Origin of the sequence: Thermofilum pendens Hrk 5, assembly GCF_000015225.1 — an archaeon.
In the GTDB taxonomy this organism is placed as follows: Archaea; Thermoproteota; Thermoprotei; order Thermofilales; family Thermofilaceae; genus Thermofilum; species Thermofilum pendens.
Genome location: NC_008698.1, coordinates 843,937 through 866,084, shown reverse-complemented (window position 1 = coordinate 866,084; position 22,148 = coordinate 843,937). Strand labels below are relative to the sequence as shown.

Annotated in this window: 24 protein-coding genes; 15 read left to right on the top strand and 9 right to left on the bottom strand. The window is 58.7% G+C overall.

Features of this window, described 5'->3' with window-relative positions; all coding sequences use genetic code 11:
- Positions 1–6 precede the first annotated feature (6 nt).
- Positions 7–2,385 carry a hypothetical protein gene (locus TPEN_RS04720; RefSeq protein ID WP_011752583.1) on the top strand — a complete coding sequence of 793 codons (2,379 nt, stop codon included), beginning with the start codon at positions 7–9 and terminating at the stop codon, positions 2,383–2,385.
- Here the strand turns inward: TPEN_RS04720 and TPEN_RS04715 are convergent.
- Positions 2,372–2,935, bottom strand: a complete 564-nt coding sequence (locus tag TPEN_RS04715; protein ID WP_011752582.1) for an XTP/dITP diphosphatase — start codon at positions 2,933–2,935, stop codon at positions 2,372–2,374. The genes TPEN_RS04720 and TPEN_RS04715 overlap by 14 nt on opposite strands.
- Positions 2,936–3,101: 166 nt before the next feature.
- Here TPEN_RS04715 and TPEN_RS04710 point away from each other — a divergent pair, with 166 nt between their 5' ends.
- The 5 genes from TPEN_RS04710 to TPEN_RS04690 all read left to right on the top strand — a co-directional run bounded on the left by TPEN_RS04710 (position 3,102) and on the right by TPEN_RS04690 (position 7,466).
- The gene (locus TPEN_RS04710; protein ID WP_011752581.1) at positions 3,102–4,166 is read left to right on the top strand and encodes a SagB/ThcOx family dehydrogenase; all 1,065 of its coding nucleotides are present in this window, start codon (positions 3,102–3,104) and stop codon (positions 4,164–4,166) included.
- Between the two features lie 42 nt (positions 4,167–4,208).
- Positions 4,209–4,655, top strand: a complete 447-nt coding sequence (locus tag TPEN_RS04705; RefSeq protein ID WP_011752580.1) for a hypothetical protein — start codon at positions 4,209–4,211, stop codon at positions 4,653–4,655.
- 171 nt (positions 4,656–4,826) lie between these two features.
- Positions 4,827–5,912, top strand: a complete 1,086-nt coding sequence (locus TPEN_RS04700; RefSeq protein ID WP_011752579.1) for an ABC transporter ATP-binding protein — start codon at positions 4,827–4,829, stop codon at positions 5,910–5,912.
- 2 nt (positions 5,913–5,914) lie between these two features.
- A complete protein-coding gene (locus TPEN_RS04695; protein WP_011752578.1) occupies positions 5,915–6,685 on the top strand; it encodes an ABC transporter permease in 771 nt (256 codons plus the stop codon).
- Positions 6,675–7,466, top strand: coding sequence for an ABC transporter permease (locus tag TPEN_RS04690; RefSeq protein ID WP_011752577.1), 792 nt, complete (start codon positions 6,675–6,677; stop codon positions 7,464–7,466). The genes TPEN_RS04695 and TPEN_RS04690 overlap by 11 nt, the downstream gene beginning before the upstream one ends.
- A 7-nt stretch (positions 7,467–7,473) precedes the next feature.
- Here TPEN_RS04690 and TPEN_RS04685 read toward each other — a convergent pair whose 3' ends face one another.
- Positions 7,474–8,556: a polyamine ABC transporter substrate-binding protein gene (locus tag TPEN_RS04685; protein ID WP_011752576.1), complete on the bottom strand. Its 1,083-nt coding sequence runs from the start codon at positions 8,554–8,556 to the stop codon at positions 7,474–7,476.
- Between the two features lie 109 nt (positions 8,557–8,665).
- Between TPEN_RS04685 and TPEN_RS04680 the strand changes: the two genes are divergently transcribed.
- Positions 8,666–9,220 carry a zinc metalloprotease gene (locus TPEN_RS04680; RefSeq protein ID WP_011752575.1) on the top strand — a complete coding sequence of 185 codons (555 nt, stop codon included), beginning with the start codon at positions 8,666–8,668 and terminating at the stop codon, positions 9,218–9,220.
- 57 nt (positions 9,221–9,277) lie between these two features.
- Positions 9,278–10,153, top strand: coding sequence for an Mrp/NBP35 family ATP-binding protein (locus TPEN_RS04675; RefSeq protein WP_011752574.1), 876 nt, complete (start codon positions 9,278–9,280; stop codon positions 10,151–10,153).
- Between the two features lie 4 nt (positions 10,154–10,157).
- On the opposite strand, the gene TPEN_RS04670 is transcribed toward TPEN_RS04675, so the two are convergent.
- A complete protein-coding gene (locus tag TPEN_RS04670; RefSeq protein WP_011752573.1) occupies positions 10,158–10,844 on the bottom strand; it encodes a hypothetical protein in 687 nt (228 codons plus the stop codon).
- 135 nt (positions 10,845–10,979) lie between these two features.
- On the opposite strand from TPEN_RS04670, the gene TPEN_RS04665 reads away from it, so the two are divergent.
- Genes TPEN_RS04665 through TPEN_RS04655 form a run of 3 tightly spaced genes read left to right on the top strand, consistent with a single transcriptional unit; the run spans position 10,980 to position 13,278 of the window.
- A complete protein-coding gene (locus tag TPEN_RS04665) occupies positions 10,980–11,819 on the top strand; it encodes an ABC transporter substrate-binding protein (protein WP_011752572.1) in 840 nt (279 codons plus the stop codon).
- 51 nt (positions 11,820–11,870) lie between these two features.
- Entirely contained in the window at positions 11,871–12,527 is a 657-nt protein-coding gene (locus tag TPEN_RS04660; protein ID WP_011752571.1) for an amino acid ABC transporter permease, read from the top strand.
- Position 12,528: 1 nt separating this feature from the next.
- Complete coding sequence (locus tag TPEN_RS04655; RefSeq protein ID WP_011752570.1) at positions 12,529–13,278, top strand: amino acid ABC transporter ATP-binding protein; 750 nt, start codon at positions 12,529–12,531, stop codon at positions 13,276–13,278.
- Here the strand turns inward: TPEN_RS04655 and TPEN_RS04650 are convergent.
- Positions 13,235–14,125 carry a hypothetical protein gene (locus tag TPEN_RS04650; protein ID WP_011752569.1) on the bottom strand — a complete coding sequence of 297 codons (891 nt, stop codon included), beginning with the start codon at positions 14,123–14,125 and terminating at the stop codon, positions 13,235–13,237. The genes TPEN_RS04655 and TPEN_RS04650 overlap by 44 nt on opposite strands.
- A gap of 59 nt (positions 14,126–14,184) precedes the next feature.
- Here TPEN_RS04650 and cysS point away from each other — a divergent pair, with 59 nt between their 5' ends.
- Positions 14,185–15,609: a cysteine--tRNA ligase gene (cysS, locus tag TPEN_RS04645; protein WP_011752568.1), complete on the top strand. Its 1,425-nt coding sequence runs from the start codon at positions 14,185–14,187 to the stop codon at positions 15,607–15,609.
- Between the two features lie 6 nt (positions 15,610–15,615).
- Here cysS and TPEN_RS04640 read toward each other — a convergent pair whose 3' ends face one another.
- The 3 genes from TPEN_RS04640 to rnhB all read right to left on the bottom strand — a co-directional run bounded on the left by TPEN_RS04640 (position 15,616) and on the right by rnhB (position 17,763).
- Complete coding sequence (locus tag TPEN_RS04640; RefSeq protein ID WP_011752567.1) at positions 15,616–16,575, bottom strand: ROK family protein; 960 nt, start codon at positions 16,573–16,575, stop codon at positions 15,616–15,618.
- A gap of 159 nt (positions 16,576–16,734) precedes the next feature.
- On the bottom strand, positions 16,735–17,088 hold the full coding sequence (locus TPEN_RS04635; protein WP_011752566.1) for a hypothetical protein: 354 nt from the start codon (positions 17,086–17,088) through the stop codon (positions 16,735–16,737).
- Between the two features lie 33 nt (positions 17,089–17,121).
- Positions 17,122–17,763 (bottom strand): ribonuclease HII, encoded by a 642-nt coding sequence (gene rnhB, locus TPEN_RS04630; RefSeq protein ID WP_011752565.1) that lies wholly within the window; start codon positions 17,761–17,763, stop codon positions 17,122–17,124.
- Positions 17,764–17,795: 32 nt separating this feature from the next.
- On the opposite strand from rnhB, the gene TPEN_RS04625 reads away from it, so the two are divergent.
- Positions 17,796–18,323 carry a nicotinamide-nucleotide adenylyltransferase gene (locus tag TPEN_RS04625; protein ID WP_011752564.1) on the top strand — a complete coding sequence of 176 codons (528 nt, stop codon included), beginning with the start codon at positions 17,796–17,798 and terminating at the stop codon, positions 18,321–18,323.
- Between the two features lie 8 nt (positions 18,324–18,331).
- On the opposite strand, the gene TPEN_RS04620 is transcribed toward TPEN_RS04625, so the two are convergent.
- Positions 18,332–19,306, bottom strand: a complete 975-nt coding sequence (locus TPEN_RS04620) for a Fis family transcriptional regulator (RefSeq protein ID WP_011752563.1) — start codon at positions 19,304–19,306, stop codon at positions 18,332–18,334.
- 51 nt (positions 19,307–19,357) lie between these two features.
- Complete coding sequence (locus tag TPEN_RS04615) at positions 19,358–19,693, bottom strand: Sec-independent protein translocase subunit TatA/TatB (RefSeq protein WP_011752562.1); 336 nt, start codon at positions 19,691–19,693, stop codon at positions 19,358–19,360.
- 137 nt (positions 19,694–19,830) lie between these two features.
- Here TPEN_RS04615 and TPEN_RS10115 point away from each other — a divergent pair, with 137 nt between their 5' ends.
- On the top strand, positions 19,831–20,439 hold the full coding sequence (locus TPEN_RS10115; protein WP_011752561.1) for an acyltransferase: 609 nt from the start codon (positions 19,831–19,833) through the stop codon (positions 20,437–20,439).
- A gap of 83 nt (positions 20,440–20,522) precedes the next feature.
- Complete coding sequence (locus TPEN_RS04605) at positions 20,523–22,139, top strand: xylulokinase (RefSeq protein ID WP_011752560.1); 1,617 nt, start codon at positions 20,523–20,525, stop codon at positions 22,137–22,139.
- Positions 22,140–22,148: the final 9 nt, after the last annotated feature.

The following is a 22,148-nucleotide window of genomic DNA, read 5'->3' as shown; positions in this document are numbered from 1 at the left end:
CCGGGCTTGCGCAGGAGGAGCGCCCAGATAGTGGTAGCCGCCGTGCTGGTTATAGGGCTCGTGCTCATGTCGATACTCGTAACGGTGTACCAAGCGCACTCGCTGTTCCTGAGGACGAGGAGCCCCGTAGTCAGAGAGCTTGTAGCCGCCATAACCGCCGACTTCAAGAGGGCGCTCGCCGCGATGCTAGCCGTGGCGACGAGGGCTTACTTCAACTACTCCGAGTTCTCCGACCTAACGGAGAGGTTTAGCCAGTACGGCGTCTCGATGTACAACAGGCATAACTTCACGGTCGCTAGGATGGCGGCGAAGACCTACCTGGAGTACTGGAGGCAGTCGGTGACGAAGGCCTACGCGGAGTACGGGGTACAGGTGGGCTACGAGGTGCTACGCCTAGACCTCTCGAAGGAGCTCGGCCGCTCCAGGAGCGTCTACAACTTGATGAATGGCTACTGGTACCTGCCGACCTCGGGGAGCTACGCTTATGCGAGGCTGAAGCTTAACGTTACGAACCTTGGGTTTTACAACTGGGAGAGCGACGTCTTCGTCGGCTTAACGCTGACGGTTTACAGGAAGCCGGTGCAGGTGACCCCGCGGAACACGACGATAATCATAAACGTTAGGTACGACGGGGACATAGACTACTCTACGGATCCCCCTAGGGTAACCGGGAACCCCTACGGCAGGCTCCTCTCGAAGGGGTGGGTGAGGGTTTACTACCCCGAGAGGGACTCCCAAGGCAGGTACACGGGTGAGTGGAGGCTCGCAAAGATAACGGACGTGACGTACCAGGGCTACGGGAACTACTCGGTGACCTTCGAGCCGGCAGTAGAGGTTTTCCAGGACCCCTTGACAGGGGAGCAATATGCTCCAGTCATGGTGGTAGTATCCGACGAGAGGGGGATAGTCGTGGAGGGCTCTGCGTACAGCTACCTCGTCTTCGCGATACAAAGGAACACCCCGGACACGCTCTACTACTACGACAAGGACGGTAAAATTCAGAGCCTGAAGAGGCCCAGCGATATCAGCAACGAGGTGTACACGCTGGAGATGAGCTCCAACCTATCGCTGTTCTGGCTCGGACAGAAACTCGCCGTAGACCCCCAGCTCAAGCTACCCCCGTTCCCCTACGTACCGATCAAGCAGATCAGGGTGAACGCCACGCTCGACGGGACGCTACGTACGCTTGTCGAGAGGCCTATCCAGTACGAGAACTGGACCACCGTGCAGTGGCACGGGATATGGGTGAACGTCCCCGTGGGGCTCTCCGACCCCCAGATGGACTTCGTCAAGGGAGCTAAGTACAACACGAGGCTCGTCTTCCAGGTAAAGTTCCCGACCACCAGCGTAAGAAAGCAGGTCGTAGCGCTTTGGTGGATAGACGACCTGGACGCCGAGCCCGCGGCGTACCCCTCCAGCATAAATTACACCTACAGCAGTACTCACAAGGACGTTTGGCACCCGCTATACGACGTCGAGTTCGTCGACTTGGAGCACCAGTCCTCGCGCGGATACGACCACGTCAGCTACTGCGGCGTGGCCGCGTTCGTGCTCTGGGATCCCGACAAGGACAGCGCCCTGGGCCCCTACAACCTTCACTCCTTCGACGTCTACGGGAGCTACCTCGGCCGCTACAGGCCTTACGGCACTTGGAGCGTCTACTACAACTACCTGAGGTACTCGTGGATCAGGGCGCCGATAAGGATTTTCGCCGTGCTTAACACCACGCTGGTAGGCAACGTCTACGACTACTCGTGCAACGACGTTCGGAGCGACTACTACGACACGTTATCCATAGTGCAGGTAGTCAACGGTACGCGCTACATACCCGTCATCACCTACATCTACTGGAAATACTCGAAGAGCGGCTACGGGTACTGGATGTCCACCGAGATGGGGAAGGGTATAGCCGACTACTTCCTCTACCTAACGGCGGGCTTCGAAGGAGGACTACCTAATCAAACATATAAATTCTCCTTTGACTACGTCAAAAGTTCGCCCCGCGGAGTGCTATGCAGACCAGACCCTGGCTTTCTCATCACCCACTGGAGCGCTGTGTACAGCTTCGGTAGGGCACTCGTGCTCAGCCAGTCGGGTGTACAGCTACTCAGAAGTATCGGCGGCAACGACGCAAGGTTCTGCACAACAGCCTATGCTCCTGAGGGTACTCGGCAAGGCTCCATAGAGTACAACTTCTGGCCCTACAGCGTATACAGATCGGTGGGTAGCGGCGCCACGCTTTCCTTCTGGACAGTGATCCTGGACTACAGGGCTCAGGGAAGCGGCTTTCTCAGCGTAAGCTCCGGCGACATGTGGAAGAACGCGTACATCTACGCGCCGATGTTCCTGGAGAAGTACTCGCCCACTGTCGTCAAATACCCTTAGCGCGCCTCACTAGCCACTCGGCCAGGTTTCTCGCGGCTTTAGCCCTGTGCGAGTACAGGTTTTTCTCCTCGGTCGTCATCTCGGCGAATGTCTTCTCGGAGCCGCGCGGCCGGAACACGGGGTCGAAGCCGAAGCCCCCAGTGCCCCTCTCCTCCTCTGTTATCACGCCCGCCGCCTCGCCTTTAAAGAGGTGTATCGAGCCGTCCGGCATTCTGAGGGCTATGACGGACCTGAAGACTGCCTCCCTGTCGGAGACGCCCTCCATGAGCTTCAGCAACCCCCTGCAGCCTATCGTCTTGTAGGCGTAGCTACTATAGGGGCCGGGGAAGCCGTTGAGAGCCTTCACGAAGAGCCCCGCGTCCTCGACTATGGCCGGCTTGTCGAGGGGCGGCAGGTGCTCCGCCGCTACGAGGGCTATCTTCTCGAGGCTCTCGGACTGTACTTCGAGCTTCTCTGCGCGGAGGGGCTCCAGCTCGACGCCGAAGGGCTTAAGCGCTAGGGAGAGCTCCGCTACCTTGTGCACATTCCCGGTTACCACGTATACACGCATACCGGAAGAGAGAATCTCGAGAGGGTTAAAGCTTTCGCGCGTGGGTCGTGCAGGGTGAAGCTGTTGAAGACGGGTTGCGCTCCCAGTGCTTGGAAAACGTTGAGCCGTGAATGCTTGGGTGTACGCGAAACCTTTATCTATTGTCTTCTCTACATGTAGAGGAGTTATGTGGGTCAAGGAGAAACCCTCGTTTAGACCTCGCCCTCTACTCAGGGAGGCTTTGTGGTGCCTAGCGAACGGGCAACCTTTAAGGCCCGGGGAGGGCGACGGGGATGCTTTGAGGAGGATGCTTTTCCACGTTCAGGGGTGCCGCGAGGGCAGGTTTAGGACTGTCCCCTCGGCTGGCGCCACTTACCCCTTGGAGGTCTACGTGTCGTCTAGGGGGGAGGTCTTCCGGCTGGAGAGAGGGCTCTACAGGTATGTTCCCTGCGGGGGCGGTTTGTCGAGGGTTGGGGGTGACGCCGGCTTCGAGGGCTTCGTCTTGACGGCTTTCCCGGGCCGCACGACGACGTACTACGGCGAGAGGGGGTACAGGTACGTCCGCATGGAGCTCGGGCACGCCCTTCAGAACCTCTTCCTCTCTATCTACAGCCACGGCTTGGCTGGCTCGGTGGAGCTCGTGGACTACGAGTTCAGGGCTGGGTCCGCCGAGTACGTGCTCGCTAGGGTAGCTGTTTCCAGGCCTGCGGGCTACTGCGCCGGCTTCGCCTTGGAGAAGGGGCTCCCCCTTGACGACGTCGTAGCTGCGAGGCGTAGCGTGAGGAACTACGCGAGGGCGTCGCTGGGCCTCGAGGCGCTGGACTCCATAATGAAGTGGTCCATGGGGGAGGTCGTCGAGGGAGCGCGTCCTTACCCCAAGCTGGGGGGCGGCTACGCGGTCGAGGGCTACGTGGTTGCTACGAGCGTGAAGGGGGTTGAGAAGGGGTTGTACCGCTTCAACTCCTCCGAGCTCGAGCTAGAGCTAGTCCGGGTCGGCGAGTTCGCGGAGAAGCTGTGGAGGGCGGCGCTCATGCAGGGCTCCGTGAGGAAGGCGCCGGCCGTCGTGGTGCTGACGGGTAGGGGGCCGCTCGCCGAGGTAGAGGTCGGCGCGGTTGGGCAGAACATTTACCTAAACGCGGTCCACGAGGGGCTTGGCACCGTGGCTATAGGGGCGTTCGAGGACGAGGAGGTTAGCAGTATACTCGAAGTCGAGGACCCGCTCTACCTGATGCCCGTTGGCAAGCCGGCTTAAACCTCCGGAAAGCTTATAGCAGTGTTAAGCGTCCTTTGACTCGTGGAGTACTGGCGCGTTCCCCCGAGGGTGAAGGTGCTCGAGGCTCTCGGGGCTATAGGGGATGGGAGGGTTGTCTTTGTCGGGGAGGGGGAGGCGAGGGTCACTGGCTCCGATGGTAGCAGGGTTTACAGGGTTGTCTGGGATGGAAAGCTGGGGATAGCTTCGAACGACAATGGGTCTGTGTACAGGGGCTACCTGGGGTACCCCTCGATCGCCGTCCTTATGCTGAAGGGGATTCTGCCCTTCGACGCGAAGCTCGCCGAGGGGTTAAAGGGTATCCCGTGGAGGGAGATAAACGAGAGGTTCAAGAGCTACCGGGAGACCGAAGCCTACGTCAGGAGCCTGCTCGAGGAGAAGGGGTTCAGCTGGGCGTACGTAGACGCATTCATCGAGAGGGTCTTGTCGGAGATCAAGCGCCTGAAGCCCTACAAGGTGCCGATCACGTAAAGCTAGACAGCTAGTCCCGACGCCTATGGAGCGTACCCATGCACGGTGGGATACCGAGCCTTGGCTACCTGTGCGCTGGGGGCTCCGGGGCTTCCTCCCGGCGGCACTACGCCCGCTCCGTTATGCTAATGAATAGCTTTTTAAGCAGAGACTTTAGCCATTGGCAGAGAGATGGCGAAGGGCGTTAGCCTCCAAGTAGTGGACGTATGGAAGACGTACAGGGATCGAGGGCGCACAGAGGCTCTTAGAGGGGTGACCCTCGAGGTAGAGAGGGGGGAACTCTTCAGCATTCTCGGCCCCTCCGGTTGCGGGAAGACAACCCTTCTGAGGATTATCGCGGGGCTCTCTGCGCCGGACCGCGGGAAGGTGTTCTTCGACGGAGTAGACGTGACTGGGCTCCCCGCCTACGAGAGGGATATCGGCATGGTGTTCCAGGACTTGGCGCTCTTTCCGCACCTGACAGTTTACAAGAACGTTGCGTTCAGCCTGGAGCTCGCCGGCGTGCCGCGGGAGGTTGCGGAGCGCCGCGTGCGCGAAGTCCTGGAGCTAGTTCACCTGCCCTTCGAGGTGTTCGCGCACAGGAAGATCCAGCAACTCAGCGGAGGGCAGCAACAGAGGGTCGCTATCGCGAGGGCGCTTGCCCGCGACCCGCGCCTACTGCTCCTCGACGAGCCATTCAGCCACCTCGACTACAAGGTTAGGCTGGAGCTCATAAAGGAGCTGAAGAGACTTCAGCGCGAGACCGGGGTGACCACCGTGTATGTGACCCACGATCAGAACGAGGCTATGATGCTGTCGGACCGCCTGGCGCTCATGAAGGACGGGGTCGTCCTACAGGTTGGGCGCCCCGACGAGGTCTACAGGAAACCGGCGAACGCCTTCGTAGCGTCTTTTCTCGGCGAGTCGAACCTTGTAAGGCTGAGAGCGGTCGGCGGCGTGGCCGAGTTCAGGGGCGCTAGGCTCGATTTGTCGCTACTCTCGGAGGAGTACAAGGGCTACACGGGCGAGGTAACGCTTTTCGTAAGGCCGGAGCACGTGAGCCTACACCCGCCTCCCCACGGCAGGTACATCGAGGTAGAAGCCGTTGTCGTCGATAGGGTCTTCTTGGGCCCCTTGACGAAGGTTGTCCTCGACGGTCTCGGGGACGCGGCGTTCGAAGCTTTATTCCCCAGCAGGGACGCCTCGGGTCTCGAGGAAAGGGCGCCAGTCAAGGTGTACATAGACCTGTCAGAGACGAGGGTGTTCTCCGAGGAGTAACGATGCGGGGCGAAAGCCTAGGCGTGCGTCTAGCGGCCCTTGTTCCCGTCCTTTACGTGGCTTCCACGTTCTACTTCCCCATAGTGCTCATGCTCTTCGAGAGCCTTAGGGGCGGGGGCGTCTCCGTCTACTACCAGGTCGTCACGAACGAGGACTACCTGGCCATAATCGCCTACTCGGGGCTGATAGCAGTCATCGTTACCGCGGTCACTCTGCTCGCATCCCTCCCGGTAGCGTACTACCTCGCCTTCTACGTTGAAAGCGAGGAGGGCAAGAGTAAGTTGCTCGTCGCGTTCACTCTTCCCATGCTGGTCAATTTCCTGCTACGCGCCTACGCCTTGATGAACATTTTCTCGCTTTTAGGGTTGGCGAACAGCTTCCAGGCGGTGGTTATAGGCATGGTCTACGAGTACTTCCCCCTTATGCTGCTACCGGTGTACTCGACGTTCGAGAGGGTCGAGAGGAGGCTCCTCGAAGCCGCGGAGACTCTGGGCGCGAAGCCCCACCAGGCTGTGCTCAGGGTGCTCGTACCGGTCTCGGCGCCCGGGATACTCTCTGGAGTTACGCTCGTGTTCCTCATGGCGTTCACCGAGTTCGTGGTGCCAGCGATGCTTGGAGGAGTCTACGGCTACACAGTCGGGTACCTTGTGTGGGACTTGTTCCTGAAGTACAGGAACTGGGCCGCGGGCAGCGCGCTAGCCCTGATCATAACCGCGGCGTCCTTGCTGGCGGTATACGCGTACATGAGGTGGGGTGCGGAACTTGAAGCTTAAAAGAGTCCTCCAGCTCTACACGGCGCTTCTGCTGGCCTTCCTGTACGCGCCGCTAGCCTTCATAGTAGTCCAGTCCTTTAACGCGGCAAAGTACCCCGGCGCTTGGCGCGGGTTCACCTTGGAGTGGTACTTCGAGCTAGCCCGCGACTCGGAGATCCTGCAGGCAGCGGCTAACGGCCTAGCGGTCGCTGTCCTCTCGGCTACCCTCTCGACAGTCCTAGGGGGCGTCGCCGCGTACTACTTCTCGAAGAGAGGCTCCTCGGGCGCGGCGGACAGCTTCTTCTACGCTCCGATAGTGATCCCGGAGATCGTGGAAAGCGTCTCGCTACTCATGCTCTACTATTCTGCGGGAGTAGAGCTAGGTTTTTGGACTGTGCTGGTAGGGCACACGGCCTACAACGTCTCCTACGCTTACGTGGCCTTAAAGCCGCAGTTCAAGGTTACCTCGAGGAGCGTCGAGGACGCCGCGTACACCTTGGGGGCCAGGCCGTTCGACGTCTTCGTCCGAGTATACTTCCCAATGGCACTCCCGGGCATCGTTGCCTCGCTACTGATAACCTTCGCGATGAGCTTCGACGACTTCGTTAAAACAGCCTTTACAACGGGGCCCGGCTTCAAAACACTACCACTCGTGATATGGGCGAGGGCGGCCCGGGGAAGGGCTACGACAGAGCTAAACGCTCTGGCCTCACTCATGATACTCGTATCGCTCGCGGCCAGCTACGTCTATTCGAGGCAGGTCCTCCTCGCTAAAAAGGAGAGATTTACCGGGGGCTCGTAATAGCCTGCTACACCCTCTTTACAGCCGTGCTTATCTCCTCGACTACTTTGAGGGCGCTTTCGTCCAACGGGTAAGTCTGCACGAGCTTTGTCCCGCTCGGCGGGTAGACGGCGGGGTTCTCCAGCACGTCCTTGCCTATAAGCCCTTCGAGTAACTCTCTCTTCACGGGGCTCGGGTAGTAGGTGTAGGAGGAGTTCTTCGCGGCAACCGCCGGGTCCAGGAGGAAGTTTATCCACTCGTACGCCAGGTCCGGCGACCTCGCGTTGACCGGTATCACCATGAAGTCGATCCACACGAACGCGCCTTCTTTCGGCAGAACGTACTCTACGGACTTGTTCTCGCTTTGAGCCTGCACGACGTCCCCGCTCCACGCGTGAGCGGCGTGGAGGTCGCCCTTCGCGAGCGCCGGTATGTAGACGCTAGCGCCGTAGTAGCCGGCGAGGAAGTCGCGTTGCTCCCTAAGTAGCTCTATGATGCGTTGCTTGCTCTCCTCGGACCAGTCGTTCAGCGGTATGCCCAGGTAGAGCTTCGCCGCGTTGACGACTTCGAGGAACTCTTCCAGCATGGAGACCTTTCCCTTGTGCCTCGGCAGGAAGACTTTCGTGTCGAAGAGTTGCTCGTACCCTTCGATCTCGCCCTCCGCCACGTAGTCCCTGTTAACGCCTATGCCTGTCGTACCCCACGCGTAGGGAACAGCGTACCTGAGGCCGGGGTCGAAGTTGTTCTCGAAGAAAACTCTGTCCACGTTGCCTAGGTTGGGTATACGCGTTTTGTCCAGCTGGGCCACTAAACCCTTCTTCACCGCTTGGGGGACGTACTGGTCGGTGAGCACTATGACGTCGTAGCCGCCTCCCCCTAGCTGGAGCTTCGCGTAGGCCTCTTCGGCGGACTCGTACTCGTCGTAGATTACCTTCACGCCGTACTTGGACTCAAAATCCTTTATAATGTCCGGGTTTATGTACGCGCTGTAGTTGTAGACCCTTAGCACCCTTTCCTCGCGCTTCGGGAAGATCCAGTAGTACGCCCCTATGCTGGCAAGCGCGGCGGCCGCGCCCAGCGATGCCAGGAACTGCCTTCTCGTCAGCTTCACGCGTAGAGTTCCTCCTCTAAGCGTTTTAAAGCTACCGCTTTTTTGAGCGCCGGTAATCACGCACAGATAACGGCGCTAGGTTTAAGTGTGCACGCAGGTGTTTAGCCCCATGCGGAGCTACCCGCTCTTCTACAGGGGCGAGCTGCTAGAGCTACTTCTCTCCACGATAGCCGTCTTCCTGGTATTCGCCGCGCCGTATCTCCCGAGGTTAACCCTGGCGGGGGCCCTCGTGCTGTTCGCGCTCGCGTTTCTCGCCTACGTGCCGCACGAGCTTGCGCACAAGTTCATAGCGCAGTACTACGGGTACCCGGCTAAGTACTCGATAGTCAAGGAGCTCTTCCTCCTAACCCTGGTCACCGCGATACCCGGTATTCCACTCAAGCTCATCGCCCCCGGAACTGTCTACATATACGCGCCGCTAATAGACAAGCGCAGGAACGGGATCATCTCCGCGGCGGGTCCTGCGACGAACATCGTGCTCGGGCTAGTAGCGCTGTGGAGCGGGGGTAGCCTCGCCTCCTCGGTGGCAAGCCTGAGCGGCTGGATCGCGCTGTTTAACCTCGTACCCTTCGGGCCCCTCGACGGGAAGAAAATAGCGGAGTGGAACCTCGCCGTATGGCTCGCTCTGCTCGCCCCCGCTCTGTGGCTAACTTTCTTCGCGTAGAAGAGACCTTTTCCGTTGTCATAACAAATATATAGATCTTCTCTACCTCCTCGCTCTGTGAGTGCCGAGAAGGAAAGGCAACTAAAGCTTGAGGCTTTGAAGAAGGCTAGAGAGCAGGAGGAGGTTGCCAGGCAGAGGCTTAGCCAGGTGAAGTTCAAGGTCGCGGTTCTAAGCGGTAAGGGGGGTGTCGGCAAGAGCCTTGTAACGGCGAACCTTGCAGCCGCTCTCGCCAAGAAAGGGTTCGAGGTGGGAGTGCTGGACGCCGATGTACACGGACCGTCTATCCCGAAGATGTTCGGTGTTCACGGCCAGGTGCTGTACGCCGGGCCGGGCGGCATAATGCCCGTCGTCGGCGTAGGTAACGTGAAGATAGTGAGTGCCGACTTGATGGTCCCGGAAGAGGACACCCCGCTCATATGGAGGGGGCCCCTGAAGACGTCTTTTCTCAGGGAGCTCCTATCGATGGTGGCGTGGGGACCCCTGGACTTCCTGTTGGTCGACCTGCCCCCGGGGACGGGCGACGAGCCGCTGACCATAGCCCAGCTGATTAGGGATCTTAGCGGGGCTATAGTCGTCACGACTCCGAGCGACCTCACCAGGATCGTGGTGAAGAAGGCTATCACCTTCTGCAAGCAGGTCAAGATGCCCCTGCTGGGGGTCGTAAAGAACATGGCTTACTTCGTCTGCCCTGTCTGCGGCACGAAGCACTACATCTTCGGCAAGAGCGGCGCCGAGAGGCTCTCGGAGGAGATGAACGTGAGGGTACTAGCTGAGATACCCCTAGACCCCCGGATCAACGAGTCGGCGGATAACGGGGTACCCTTCGTCCTAGCATACCCCGACTCAGAGGCCGCAAAGAGCTTCTACAAGCTAGCGGACGAGGTTCTAGCCGCGCTTAAGGCTTCCAGCAGCAGCGGGGGCGCCGGTCAGTAGTTGTTCAGGCTTGCTCTGTCTTAGCGAATTCTACCAGGGATCTCAGGGTCTCGAAGGCGAGCGCTACGTCGCTCCCGTTGACTATGAGCACGATGTCGCGGTGGCATGACACTATCTCCGTGAGGTTCACCCCCCTTACGGCGACGCTGAGGGATATCAGCGAGACTACTCCCGGCGTTGTGAGTATCTCGGGAGGACCTGTCAGGATGACGGCGGCTTGGTTGCGAAGGTACTGTAGCACGGTCTCCGGGCTAGCCTTAGAGTACAGAGATGCCACCACGGGTTCGTCTGCTATCACCGTGACAGCCGAAGCCCCCTGGACCACGTGGAAGAGCTGGGGAGTCTTCCCCCGGCTACCGATCGGGAGAAAACTGGTCAGCTTTTCGAATCCCTCGCGCGTTACCGAGAGCACTCCAACGTCTTGGACGACCTTGAGGGAGCTGTTTGCGAGCACTCTTGAAAGCCTGTGGGTAGGGGGTACAGCCTCTAAGAGGGACTTCGAAACCCTGAGTACCGCCATCTTCACCGATATCTCGGTGAACTTTCTACCAGCCATCTTCTCTATGTCGGCGTGGAGCAACTTTGCGAGGGCAGAGTAGTTGACTATCCCCTGCTGGATGGCCACCAGGATGTACGGCCTGGCGAGCAGGGCGTTCTTCACATAGTAGGATACTCCCGCCTGTCTAGACATTGTGGTCGCGTCTCCGTCTAGCTTTATAAGCGTTTTTAAGAAAATCTAAAATATCAATTATTTTTCATCATTAAATTTTCTTTAATAAACAGAAAAGCTTATAACGGGTAGTTTCTAAAAAGCTTTCCGATAACCATGAGCATAGATAAAAAGACTTTAGGGAGTATAGCAAAGTTCCTCGCAGTGTTCGCCGTAGGACTACTGCTTGGAACGAGCCTAGGGTACTTCCTATGGCATTCAGCCTCGACGACACAGACAGTAAGCTATGTCGATAAGATTAAAGCTCGCGGTAAACTGATTGTCGGGACTTCCGCGGACTGGCCTCCATTTGAGTACGTGGACAAGAATGGTAACTACGCTGGAATAGACATAGAGATAGCCAAGAGAATAGCGCAGGAGCTCGGAGTACAGCTAGAGATTAAGGACATGAAGTTCGCCGCGCTTATCGAGGCTTTGAAGAACGGTGATGTCGACATAGTGATCGCAGACATGACTCCCACCGCGGAGAGGGAGAAAGTCGTAGACTTCTCTATCCCGTACTACACCAGCAAGGGTTACGCGGTGATAACGACTGCGAAGTCGGATATAAAGTCCGAGCAGGATCTCTACGGCAAAAAGATAGGCGTTCAGCTCGGCACGATCCAGGAGGATTGGGCTAACAACAACTTGAAGGGTAAGGCGGAGATAAAGTCTTACGATAGGGTGTACCCGGAGATGGTTTGGGCTCTGCAGAGAGGAGACATAGACGCGATGATAGTGGGAGATAAGATAGCGGAAGCTCTGATAACGAAGGAGCCCTCGCTGAAGATAGCAACGTACGTCAGCATACCGACTATAGGCGGAGCCGTCGCGGTGCCTCAGGGAGCCGAAGACCTGAAGTACGTCGTTAACAGCGTCATAGAGAAGCTCCTCGAGTCCGGAGAGATGAACAAGATATTCCAGCAAGAGATCCTTAAGTGGCTGTCTTCGAGCTAGGCGCGCGCTACCCTTAAAAACTCCCTCATTTTTCTCTCGCGGTGAGCAGAGTTGGGTTTACTGGACTTCGTGTACGAGTATACGCCTTTCATAGCGGAAGGCGTTGTCGTCACCCTGCAGATATCGGTGATATCGTTCCTGCTGGGGCTAGCGCTCGGCATAGCGCTTCTAGGACTGAGCCTCACGAGCCTCCGGCCGCTGGCCAGGATGTACATCGAGCCTGTGAGGGGGACACCCCTACTAGTACAGCTACTCCTGATCTACTTCGGGCTACCCTCGATCGGGATAAAGCTGGACGCGTTCACTTCCAGCTTTCTCGCGCTTGGGCTGAACAGCGCCGCGTATCAGGCCGAGATCTTTAGGTCTGCGCTGAAGAGCATCCCCGATGTGCAGATACTATCGGCAGAGTCGCTGGGGTTCTCCGGGTCCCAGGTTTACAGGTACGTCATACTTCCCCAGGCCCTTCGGATCTCGATACCCTCCTTGGTCAACGAGTTCGTGACGGTAGTAAAGGAGAGCTCGCTCGCCTCGGTTATAGGCATAGTCGAGCTTACGAGGAGGGGCGAGTACGTCGCCGCGTATACCTACAGGGCGCTTGAATCCTACCTGGTCGTAGCGGCTATCTACTTCGCCGTGTGCTACCTGATATCCTACCTCTCGAGGAGGATAGAGGAGAAGATAAGAATACCCGGCTACACGGGTGCCTGAAATGCGCGACGAGATCCTGGTGCTCGAGGATATAGAGGCGGGATACGAGGGTACGCCCGTCATCAGGGGTGTGTCGCTCTCCGTGAGGCGCGGCGAGAAAGTAGTCGTGATGGGCCCCTCCGGGAGCGGTAAGAGCACGCTACTGAAGGTCGCAGTGCTGCTTGTAAAGCCCTGGAAGGGTAGAGTGTGGCTGGACGGGGAGGAGCTTACGTCTGGGCGCGTGGACCTCAGGAAGGCAAGGGCTAAGACGGGGTTCGTGTTCCAAAGCTACAACCTGTTCCCCCACATGAAGGTGATAGACAACGTGGCATTACCGCTCAGGATCGTTAAGGGCTACGATAAGGCTAGGGCTCGGGAAAAGGCCGCCTCGCTACTCAGGCAAGTAGGGCTGGCGGGCTTCGAGGAGAAGTACCCCTTACAGCTCAGCGGCGGGCAGCAACAAAGGGTGGCTATAGCGAGGGCGCTCGCGATGGACCCGGTGATCCTCTTCCTAGACGAGCCGACGTCCGCTCTAGACCCGGAGTTGAAGGGCGAGGTTCTCGACGTGCTCCTCGAAGTAGCGAAGCAGGGTATCGCTATGCTCGCCGTGACGCATGAGCTGGACTTTGCCCGGGAGGCGGCGGACAGGATAGTCATCATGGAGCACGGTAGGATAATAGAGGAGGGGCCCGCTCAACAGATTCTCGACTCCCCCTCCACTCCAAGGGTCAAGGAGTTCCTACGGCTGGTAAGGAGGACAGAAGCGACCTGAAGAGCTTGTAGACTTCTACCTTTCCCCGGAAGCCGAGCGACCTGAGCCTTAGGCTGTAAAATGTCCACGCGTGCTCCACGAGTAGGTCGACCCTTTTCCAGAGCCTCGGCTGCGCCCTCCTAAGCCTCATCTCCTTCTCTAACCACGACTCCGGGTTCTCTTGTTCGAATGCTTCCTTGAGGGCTTCCTCGAACTTGGCGCCCGCGACAGCTTCCACCGCGCCGTCCAAGCTCCATCCAAGGATCGACGAGAGCGTCATCGCTGCTATCAGTAGCGGTCCCGGGGCACGCCCCTCGTAGATGCTACACAGCGACACGTAGGATTCCCCCGGGTCTACGTCGCTGTAACCGGCGAGAGACATGTCCCTTACGACTACCCTTGTTCTGGGGCTTCTTCCAGCCTCCTCGAGGTATGCGAACGTAGCCACGTAGGTGTTTCCGTAGGCTCTCCTCACGAGCCACGCCGGGATCTTCGAGTCGTAGACGAGCACGAGGTCGCTGAGGTCGGTGCAGTAGGCGGGTTCGAGCGGCACCAGGAGAACCTCCACCGCGGGCTTTCTCTCGTCGTAGTACACCTCGCGCAAGGACTTGCCCCTCAGCCTGGGAGAGGCGAGCACCTTCGCGGCGTTAACGGCCGGTAAACCCCCGAGCCCCACAATCCTCCGTGCGCCGGACTCGTGTATGGCCGCGTGAACCTTCTCTAAGCCCACCAGATCCGCGCTGTCTACGCGCAGAACGTTCTCCAAGCCGAGCTCCTCCGCGACACGCGCGCCCACATCGTCGACCACGACGGGGCAGCCTGCTGAGCGTAAAGCAGACCTTAGACTCTCGACTACCTTGAGGCGCACAGCTTCGACTCGACGCGAGAGATATATACCTGTAGCGCTTTATGCTCTCGGGGGTTCCCGTGCTTCGCGTGTATAACACGCTTAGCCGTTCCTTGGAAGTTTTCGAGCCGGTCGAGGAGGGAAGGGTCTCTATCTACGTGTGCGGCCCTACTGTCTACGATTACTCCCACGTGGGGCACGCGCGCACTTACGTGGCTTTCGACGTTATCAAGAGGTATCTCAGGCTGAGGGGCTACGACGTTGTCCACGTTCAGAACATCACGGACATAGACGACAAGATAATTAACAGGGCTAGGGACGAGGGGAGGGACTGGAGGGAGATAGTCGACGAGTACACGAAGGACTACCTCGAAGCCTTGCAGAAACTCAGGGTCCTTGTGGACGTCCACCCGAGGGTCACGGAGCACATATCCGAGATCATAGACTTCGTCCAGAAACTGATAGACTCGGGGCACGCCTACGTAGCTCCCTCCGGTAGCGTGTACTTCGACGTCGACACGTACCCGGACTACGGGAGGCTCAGCGGGAGACTCGACAAGAAGATGTGGTCCCAGGAGGAGTTCGCCTCGGAGAAGAAGAACCCCTACGACTTCGCCCTCTGGAAGGCCCGTAAACCCGGGGAACCCTACTGGGACTCGCCTTGGGGTCCCGGCAGGCCGGGTTGGCATATTGAGTGTTCGGTGATGTCCTCGAAGTACCTGGGGAGGAGGTTCGATATCCACGGGGGAGGCACAGACCTCATATTCCCGCACCACGAGAACGAGAGGGCGCAGAGCGAGGCGCTCTTCGGGGAGAAGCCTTGGGTTAAGTACTGGATGCACACGGGTATGCTACAAGTGCGCGGCGAGAAAATGAGCAAGAGCCTGAAGAACATCGTCCCCCTGAGGGACCTCTTCAGGTCCTACGACCCTCTGGTCGTTAGGCTTTGGCTCGCCACCGCGCACTACAGGACGGTGCTACAGTTCTCGGACGAGGTCCTCGAGCAGGCTAAGAGCAACCTCCAGAGGCTAAGGGGGGCGGTACAACTGCTCAAGAACCTCGCCAAAGAGGTGGAGCCCGAGGGCCGTCTAAGCGACTGGGAGCTCGGCGTATTCAGGGAAATGCTCGACGCCCGGAGAGAGTTCTACGCAAGCATGGACGACGACTTCAACGCTAGCGGTGCCTTCGCCGCTGTCATGAAGCTTACGGGCCTAGTCTACTCCCAGGTCTCGGCGAAGCCCACGTACCTCCTCGTGCTCAGGGCTCTAAGGCTCTTCGAGGAGTTCAACAGAGTCCTGGGAGTCCTCGACGAGGACTTGGCCCTCGGCGCCGCCGAGGTGCTCCCAGTGGACGAGCTCCTAGACTTAATAGTTGAGGTGAGGGCTAAGCTCCGAGAGCAAAAGAACTACGAGCTGGCCGACTACATAAGGAGTAAGCTCAGCTCGCTTGGAGTGCAGTTGATGGACCAAGGAGAGAAAACCAGGTGGATCCTCACGCGGGCATAGCGCGTGTTAAACGAGGGGGACCTTCTTTTCGAGGCCGAGGCCCAGCGCCAGCGCTCCCAGAACCCCTATCTTGTCTCCGAGCGGGGTCAGCCTGATCTCAGGAACCACGTTTAAAGCGTACTTCTCGACCTCCTCCTTCAGCCCGGCGAGCAGGACGTCCGGGTTGTTCAGGGCGACCGATCCACCCACTGTGATTATCTCGGGGTCGTACACGTTGACGAGCACCGCGAACCCGTACGCGTTGAACTTCCTAACTCTCTCCATAACAAGCCTTGCCAGCGCGTCGCCCTCCCGGAACGCGTCGAATACGTCTTTAGCCGTGAGGGGCTCCCTGGACTTGAGGGGGCTCTTCTCCCAGAGCTCGGGGTTTCTGGCCGCCAGGAACTTCGCGTACCTGGGTATGCCGGACCCGGAGCAGTAGGCCTCCCAGTGTCCCTTCTTGCCGCAACCACACGTCATCTCTTCCCCCGAGTCGACGACGACGTGGCCTACTTCGTGGGCGTTCCCGTGCTTGCCGAGGAGGAGCTCCCCGTCGACGTAGATCCCAGCGCCTATCCCCGTGCTTATAGTGACGTAGACCAGGTTCTCCAACCCCCTCCCCGCGCCCCAGTACTTCTCCCCAACCGCCGCCGTCACCGCGTCGTTCGCAAAAGCCACTTTCTTCCCCGTCAGGGACTTCAGGGCGGAGACTACGGGTAGCCTATCGAAAGGCATGTTCACGGATTTGAGTACCTCCCCCTTCTTCATGTCGAGGGGGCCCGGAGATCCCACCCCTATACCCTCTACTTCCACGCCGTGCTTTTTCTCTAGGCTTAAAGCCAAGCCGGCTATGTGGCGCAGGTACTCGTCGGGCCCGGGGAAGGAAGACGTCTTGAAGACGTGGAGCTCTAGAATCTCCCCCTCGTCGTTCCCGAGGGCTACGCGGGTCTGCGTAGCGCCTATATCCACTGCTACGGCGTACTTCACGGCTTTACTCCCACCTTTCGGCTATTTTACCTTAACGCGCGCAAGCTTTCCTACGGCGAAAAGCATTCAACGATGCAAGCGTATTTTCCTCTAGGGATGATGAGGGTTAAAAGAGGGGCTTAGGTGACCGTACACCGTCGCTTCTGACCGCCCGTGCGGCTAGTAGTGTTCCAGCTCTCCGCGAGCTCTGTTCACGAGTAGCTCCAGCAGGAGCCTAGCGTCCTCCGCCGACCCCTCCTGGAAGCGCCCACTCGCCACGGCGACGTAGTCGTCTACTCTGAGCACGAAGATAGCCCTATCCTGGAAGCGTAGCTCGAGGAAGGGGTCCGCGTCGCTCAGAATGGATAAGGTGGATCTTACCTGGGAGAGGATTTGCGAGACGTCGGCGTCCCGAGGGTACCTAAACAGGATGTCTTCGCCCATCGTCACCACGACCTCCTCGGCGCCTAGCCTGGCCAGCGCCTCGCAAAGCGCTTCCTCTTCAAGCTCGAACTCTATAACGTCTTGCGACATTAGGGTAGTACTCCCCCGATAAGCGTATATGCTTTACCGCAACCTCTTCCAGGTCGCCCACTCCTTCCTGGCTATAGGCGGGGGCTCCCCGTGTTTCCTCACCCACTCCTCCGCAAACCTCAGAGTCCTGGGGTCGCTGGGGTACCCGGATCCGAAGTCTCCGTAAGTCTTTTTGAGAGCGTTTATTATCTCGTCGCGGGTCTCCTTGGCTACTATCGAAGCGGCACCCACTATGGTGTACTTTTCGTCCGCCCCGTTCTCCGCCACAATCCTCACTTGCCCCTTGAGTAACGCTCGAACCCTCTCCTCAAACCTGGAGGGGACGGGGTCGGGGCTATCCATGTACACCACCTCCAGCTCCCCCTCCGAGAGGACCTCGTTTATTAGCTGCGCGAACACGGCGGCTTCCAGGTGGTTAAGGTTCTCGTAGCACTCTCCGCGAACAGCGCAGTCTATCTCTTGGGGCTCGACCACCCTGACCTTAACGCTACACCCAACGCTGGGTATAGCCCTGCTTAAGAGGAGCCTCCTCCTGGGGCTTAGCGCCTTTGAATCCCTGACCCCCATGTTCCTGAGCAACGGTACCTTCTCCTCCGGGCACACGACGATCGCCACCACCATGGGGCCCAGCATGGGCCCTCTACCGGCCTCGTCGATACCTGCTACTCTTCCCACATGTTTTTAAAAGGGGGCGCGGTAATAAGTGTATGCGACGGGCCTTCTACCCTGGTAGGTTTCAGCCTGTGCACCTTGGACACGTGAAGGCTGTTAGATGGCTCCTCGAGAGGGTTGACGAGGTCATAGTCGGGGTGACAGCAGCACAGTACAGCTATACCCCGGAGAACCCCTTCACGGCTGGGGAGAGGATCGAGATGCTCAGGGCGGCGTTCAGGGAGGAGTGGGGTAGGCTCTTCGTTGTCCCCCTCGACAACGTGCCGGACAACAGCCTGTGGCTCAGCTACGTGGCGAGCAGGGTTCCCTCCTTCGAGTTCGTGGCTACCGGGAACGAGTTTGTGAAGTTGCTCGCCAGGGAGAGGGGGTACGAGGTGCTAGAGCTACCGCTGTGGGAGAGAGACAGGTTGCAGGGCAGGGTTGTCAGGGAGCTTATGGCCAGCGGCGGCGAGTGGAGGGAGCTGGTACCCCCGGGGGTAGCCGAGTACCTCGAGAGGATAGGCGCGCCCGAGAGGGTGAGAAAGATCTACCTCTCCGAGAGGGTGAAGACCCCCGAGTACTAGCGACGCGATTAGCGGGCAATGCTCACCTTAATCCTGATAACCCCCCTGGAGGACAAGTCGTAGAGAGTCTTCAGGACGTCGGCGTGGGGGTACGAGGTCCTCCTAGAAACGTACTCGACGAGCTCCGTGAGGTGTACCGGCTTCTGGCCCACGATGTAGAAGAACCTCGCCGTCTCGTCGAATACTTTTACCTCCTGCTCGCTGAGAGCCGTTCTAAGCACCTGCTGGGCCTCGCTTTTCACACGTCCCAACTCCCTGTAGACACCGTTGACGTCAAAGCTCCTCGGCGACTGGCGCAAGCTTCGAAGCTCCTGCTCTACGCGTTGCAGGGCTGAGCCCAGCGCCTCGAGCCTTGCCTTCTCGTGGAGCGCCGCCACGGACTCCGCTCTCTGCAGGACCTCCCTGGTCGCCTCCAGCTCCCGCAGGGCTAGCTCGACTAGCTTGTTGTACTCGGAGCGGGCTCTCGCGGATAGGCGTTCCGCCTCGTCCAACAGGTCCTCGAGCTTGTCGTGGAACTCCTTAACGTCCTGGTAGTCCTCCTGCGGTAACCTCTCTATCCTGGATATCTCCCTCGCTATCTCCCCGTAGAGCGACGCGTTCAGCCCCTGGAATACCTCGGCCCAAGACTCCAGCGCTTGCTTCACGTCCTCTAGCCTCCGGAGAAGGGACTCGGCGCTGTCAACAACCCTTAAAAGGTCCTCCAGCGCCGCGGCTACCCTTTGAAGGCTTGCGCCGTAGCTCTCTAGGCTCTCCGCTAGGCGTTCAGCTTCGGAAATCCCCGGCGGCTCGGGAACCTTTAGGAGCTTGAGTGTCTTCTCGACGAGCCTCCCGAGTAGAGGGTTGGATGAACCCCTGGACTGGACTGCGCGGTAGAGCTCCTCCACTTTCTCCATGTTCTGGGCTGTGGTGGTGCTCGCCTTCGAGAGGTAGAAGAGGATGTCTCTCTTCTTCTTGGGCGTCTCTACTACAGCCTCTAAGCTCATATGTGTTGAAAAACAGGCATAGCTCAAATTGCTAGTGTTTAAAATAAACGCTTATATTAGCCCTTTCTCCTTAGCCTTCTGTATTATCTCCTTTACGAGCTCGTCCCTGCTCTTGCCGCTAGTCTCCACGCCGAGCTTTTCGGCGAGCTTCCTGAGATCCTCGTCGGATATCGACTCGGAGGTCGTCGTCCTGCTTTCCTCCACGGAGGACGTAACCTTCTGTGTCTCCTCGCGGAAAACGCGTACAGCTTCACCGGCAGCTTTCGCCAGCTCCGGTAGCTTCTTGGGCCCGAAGAGTATCAGTGCAAGTATGATTAGGAGTATTAGCTCGGTGGGACCTATTTGGAACTGGAGAGATACGGTTGGAGGAGCGTTTACCGGTATCATTCTCCCGCCTTAACCCTATTCGCAAAGCCCTGTTAAAAACCTTGCGAAGTACTCATAGAGGGGCGAGCTCGAGGGCTCCATTGCCTCCACTTTTAAACGCGGCTTTAAATAATCCCTGAACGCTTGGTAACGGTGGTATGTCTAGCTCGCGCAAGTACTTCGCACACCCTACAGCCGTAGTGGAGGAGGGAGCCGAGATAGGGGAGGGAACCCGTATATGGCACTTCGCCCACGTTAGGAGCGGTGCGCGTATAGGGAGGAACTGTAACATCGGCAAGGACGTTTACGTCGATCAGGGCGCCGTTATCGGGAACAACGTGAAGATTCAGAACGGTGTAAGCGTCTACAGGGGGGTGGTTATAGAGGATAACGTCTTCGTTGGACCCTACGCGGTGTTTACCAACGACAAGTATCCGAGGGCTTTCTCGACTGACTGGGAAGTCGTGCCCACGGTCGTCAAGGAGGGAGCGTCCATAGGGGCTAATGCTACCATAGTCTGCGGCGTGACTATAGGTAGGTACGCGATGGTAGCCGCGGGGAGCGTGGTGACGCGCGACGTACCGGACCACGCGCTGGTAGCTGGCAACCCCGCGAGGATAGTTGGCTTCGTCTGCTACTGTGGGAGACCCTTGAAGAGGCTCGTGGGGGAGAGGGATGGCAACGTGGTTCTTCAGTGCGACCACTGCGGAAGGGAAGTCTCGATCCCGAAGAGCATATACGAGAAGGCGCTTGAGGAAAAGAAGTAGGTACGGCAGGCCCGGTTAACCGGGTTATCTGTACTTCATAGTAATAAGTCGTATTTATTTCATCGGCGAAGGTTTATTCATCGATGAGCGGGGATCTTTTACTCTCGATAGATATCGGCACCACTACTGTGAAGGCTGGGCTCTTCCATTCGAACGGCTCGCTCCTCGCACTAGACGGGAAAGAGTACCCGACCTACTACCCGAGGCCCGGCTGGGCGGAGCAGGATCCAGACGACTGGTGGAGGACTTCCGTGGAGGTTGCTAGGAACGTATTAAAGAAGGCAGGCGTCGACCCCAGCAGGGTTGCCGGCATATGCGTCAGTAGCCAGAGGGAGACTCTCGCCTTGGTGGACAGCGAGGGTAGGAGCCTCGGGCGCGTGCCTATCTGGATGGATAGGCGTAGCTCCCCGCAGGCGGAGAGGATAAAGAGCAGGGTCGACCCCGCCGAGATCTACAGGAAGACCGGGCTCGTCGTGGACGCTACGTTTACAGCGACGAAGCTTCTCTGGTACAAGGAGAACGAGCCGGAGGTGCTTAGAAGAGCTAGGCTCGGCCTCCAGCCGAAGGACTACGTTGTGTACAGGCTTACCGGTGTAGCTGTGACGGACCACACGGTGGCGTCGCGTACGATGCTGTTCAACATCGTTAAGCTCGAGTGGGACCGTGAGCTCTTCGAAGAGCTAGGGCTCTCGGAGTACGCGGGGCTCTTCCCCGAGTCGCGCTACAGCGACGAGGTTGTCGGGACGCTCTCGGAGGAGGCTTCCAGGCTTTTAGGGTTGCCGAGGAGCGTCCAGGTGCTCGCCGGTATGGGGGATAGGCAGGCCGAAGTTCTCGGGGCCGGGATATTCGACTCCAGGAGGGTGGAGGAGTCGACGGGTACTGGGTCTACCACCGCGACCATGGTGGACTCGCCGCTCCTCGACGAGAAGATGAGGTTCTCGGTGGGCGCCGCCCCGATCAGGGGCAGGTGGGTCGTCGAGGCTGGTATGAGCACTGCGGGCGCCATCCTGAGGTGGTTCAGGGACCAAGTGGCAGACGGTGTCCAGCTGTTAGCTAGCTCGACGCGCAGAAGGGCTTACGAGTATCTGGACATGGAGGCTGCCTACGTCCCTCCAGGCTCGAACGGGCTGATAGTGCTACCCTTCTTCTCCGGCGCCCGTTCCCCCAGGTGGAACCCCTACGCGCGCGGAGTGATATTCGGCTTGACAGTCTACCATACAAGGGCGCACATATTTAGGGCTATGATGGAGGGAATAGCCTACGAGATCAGGAAGATCCTAGAGGTGTTCGCGGAAGTCGGCGTGAAGCCCGGAGAGCTCATACTGATGGGTGGTGGGGCGAAGTCCCCTCTGTGGGCCAGGATAAAGGCTAACGTGACGAAGATGGAGGTAGTCCTCCCGGAGCTCCTCGACGCCGCCCTCGCTGGCGACGCGATGCTCGCCAGCCTGAAGCTCGGGCTGAGCTCCTCGCACGACGAGGCCGCGAAAAAGTTCTTCAGGGAGAAGGCTAGGATAAAGCCGGATCCCAGAGAGAGCGCGATCTACGATTCGTACTACTCGCTCTACGAGAGGCTGGTCTCAGCTTCCGAGGCTTTCTTCGCGGAGATATCCTCGCTGGGAGAGGCTACCCCCACCCCGCCGCCCTGGGACATAGAGAAACTGGTCCACCTGCTCTTCAAGCTAGAGGAAACAAACTCGTGAATGGTTTTC

Excerpts from the sequence above, each read along its gene's own strand:
- TPEN_RS04680 (WP_011752575.1), top strand. The coding sequence starts at position 8,666 with ATGCGGAGCTACCCGCTCTTCTACAGGGGCGAGCTGCTAGAGCTACTT.
- TPEN_RS04625 (WP_011752564.1), top strand. The coding sequence starts at position 17,796 with ATGCGACGGGCCTTCTACCCTGGTAGGTTTCAGCCTGTGCACCTTGGA.
- TPEN_RS04665 (WP_011752572.1), top strand. The coding sequence starts at position 10,980 with ATGAGCATAGATAAAAAGACTTTAGGGAGTATAGCAAAGTTCCTCGCA.
- TPEN_RS04710 (WP_011752581.1), top strand. The coding sequence starts at position 3,102 with ATGTGGGTCAAGGAGAAACCCTCGTTTAGACCTCGCCCTCTACTCAGG.
- TPEN_RS04700 (WP_011752579.1), top strand. The coding sequence starts at position 4,827 with ATGGCGAAGGGCGTTAGCCTCCAAGTAGTGGACGTATGGAAGACGTAC.
- TPEN_RS10115 (WP_011752561.1), top strand. The coding sequence starts at position 19,831 with ATGTCTAGCTCGCGCAAGTACTTCGCACACCCTACAGCCGTAGTGGAG.
- TPEN_RS04605 (WP_011752560.1), top strand. The coding sequence starts at position 20,523 with ATGAGCGGGGATCTTTTACTCTCGATAGATATCGGCACCACTACTGTG.
- TPEN_RS04620 (WP_011752563.1), bottom strand. The coding sequence starts at position 19,306 with ATGAGCTTAGAGGCTGTAGTAGAGACGCCCAAGAAGAAGAGAGACATC.
- TPEN_RS04655 (WP_011752570.1), top strand. The coding sequence starts at position 12,529 with ATGCGCGACGAGATCCTGGTGCTCGAGGATATAGAGGCGGGATACGAG.
- TPEN_RS04670 (WP_011752573.1), bottom strand. The coding sequence starts at position 10,844 with ATGTCTAGACAGGCGGGAGTATCCTACTATGTGAAGAACGCCCTGCTC.
- TPEN_RS04715 (WP_011752582.1), bottom strand. The coding sequence starts at position 2,935 with ATGCGTGTATACGTGGTAACCGGGAATGTGCACAAGGTAGCGGAGCTC.
- TPEN_RS04615 (WP_011752562.1), bottom strand. The coding sequence starts at position 19,693 with ATGATACCGGTAAACGCTCCTCCAACCGTATCTCTCCAGTTCCAAATA.
- TPEN_RS04695 (WP_011752578.1), top strand. The coding sequence starts at position 5,915 with ATGCGGGGCGAAAGCCTAGGCGTGCGTCTAGCGGCCCTTGTTCCCGTC.
- TPEN_RS04635 (WP_011752566.1), bottom strand. The coding sequence starts at position 17,088 with ATGTCGCAAGACGTTATAGAGTTCGAGCTTGAAGAGGAAGCGCTTTGC.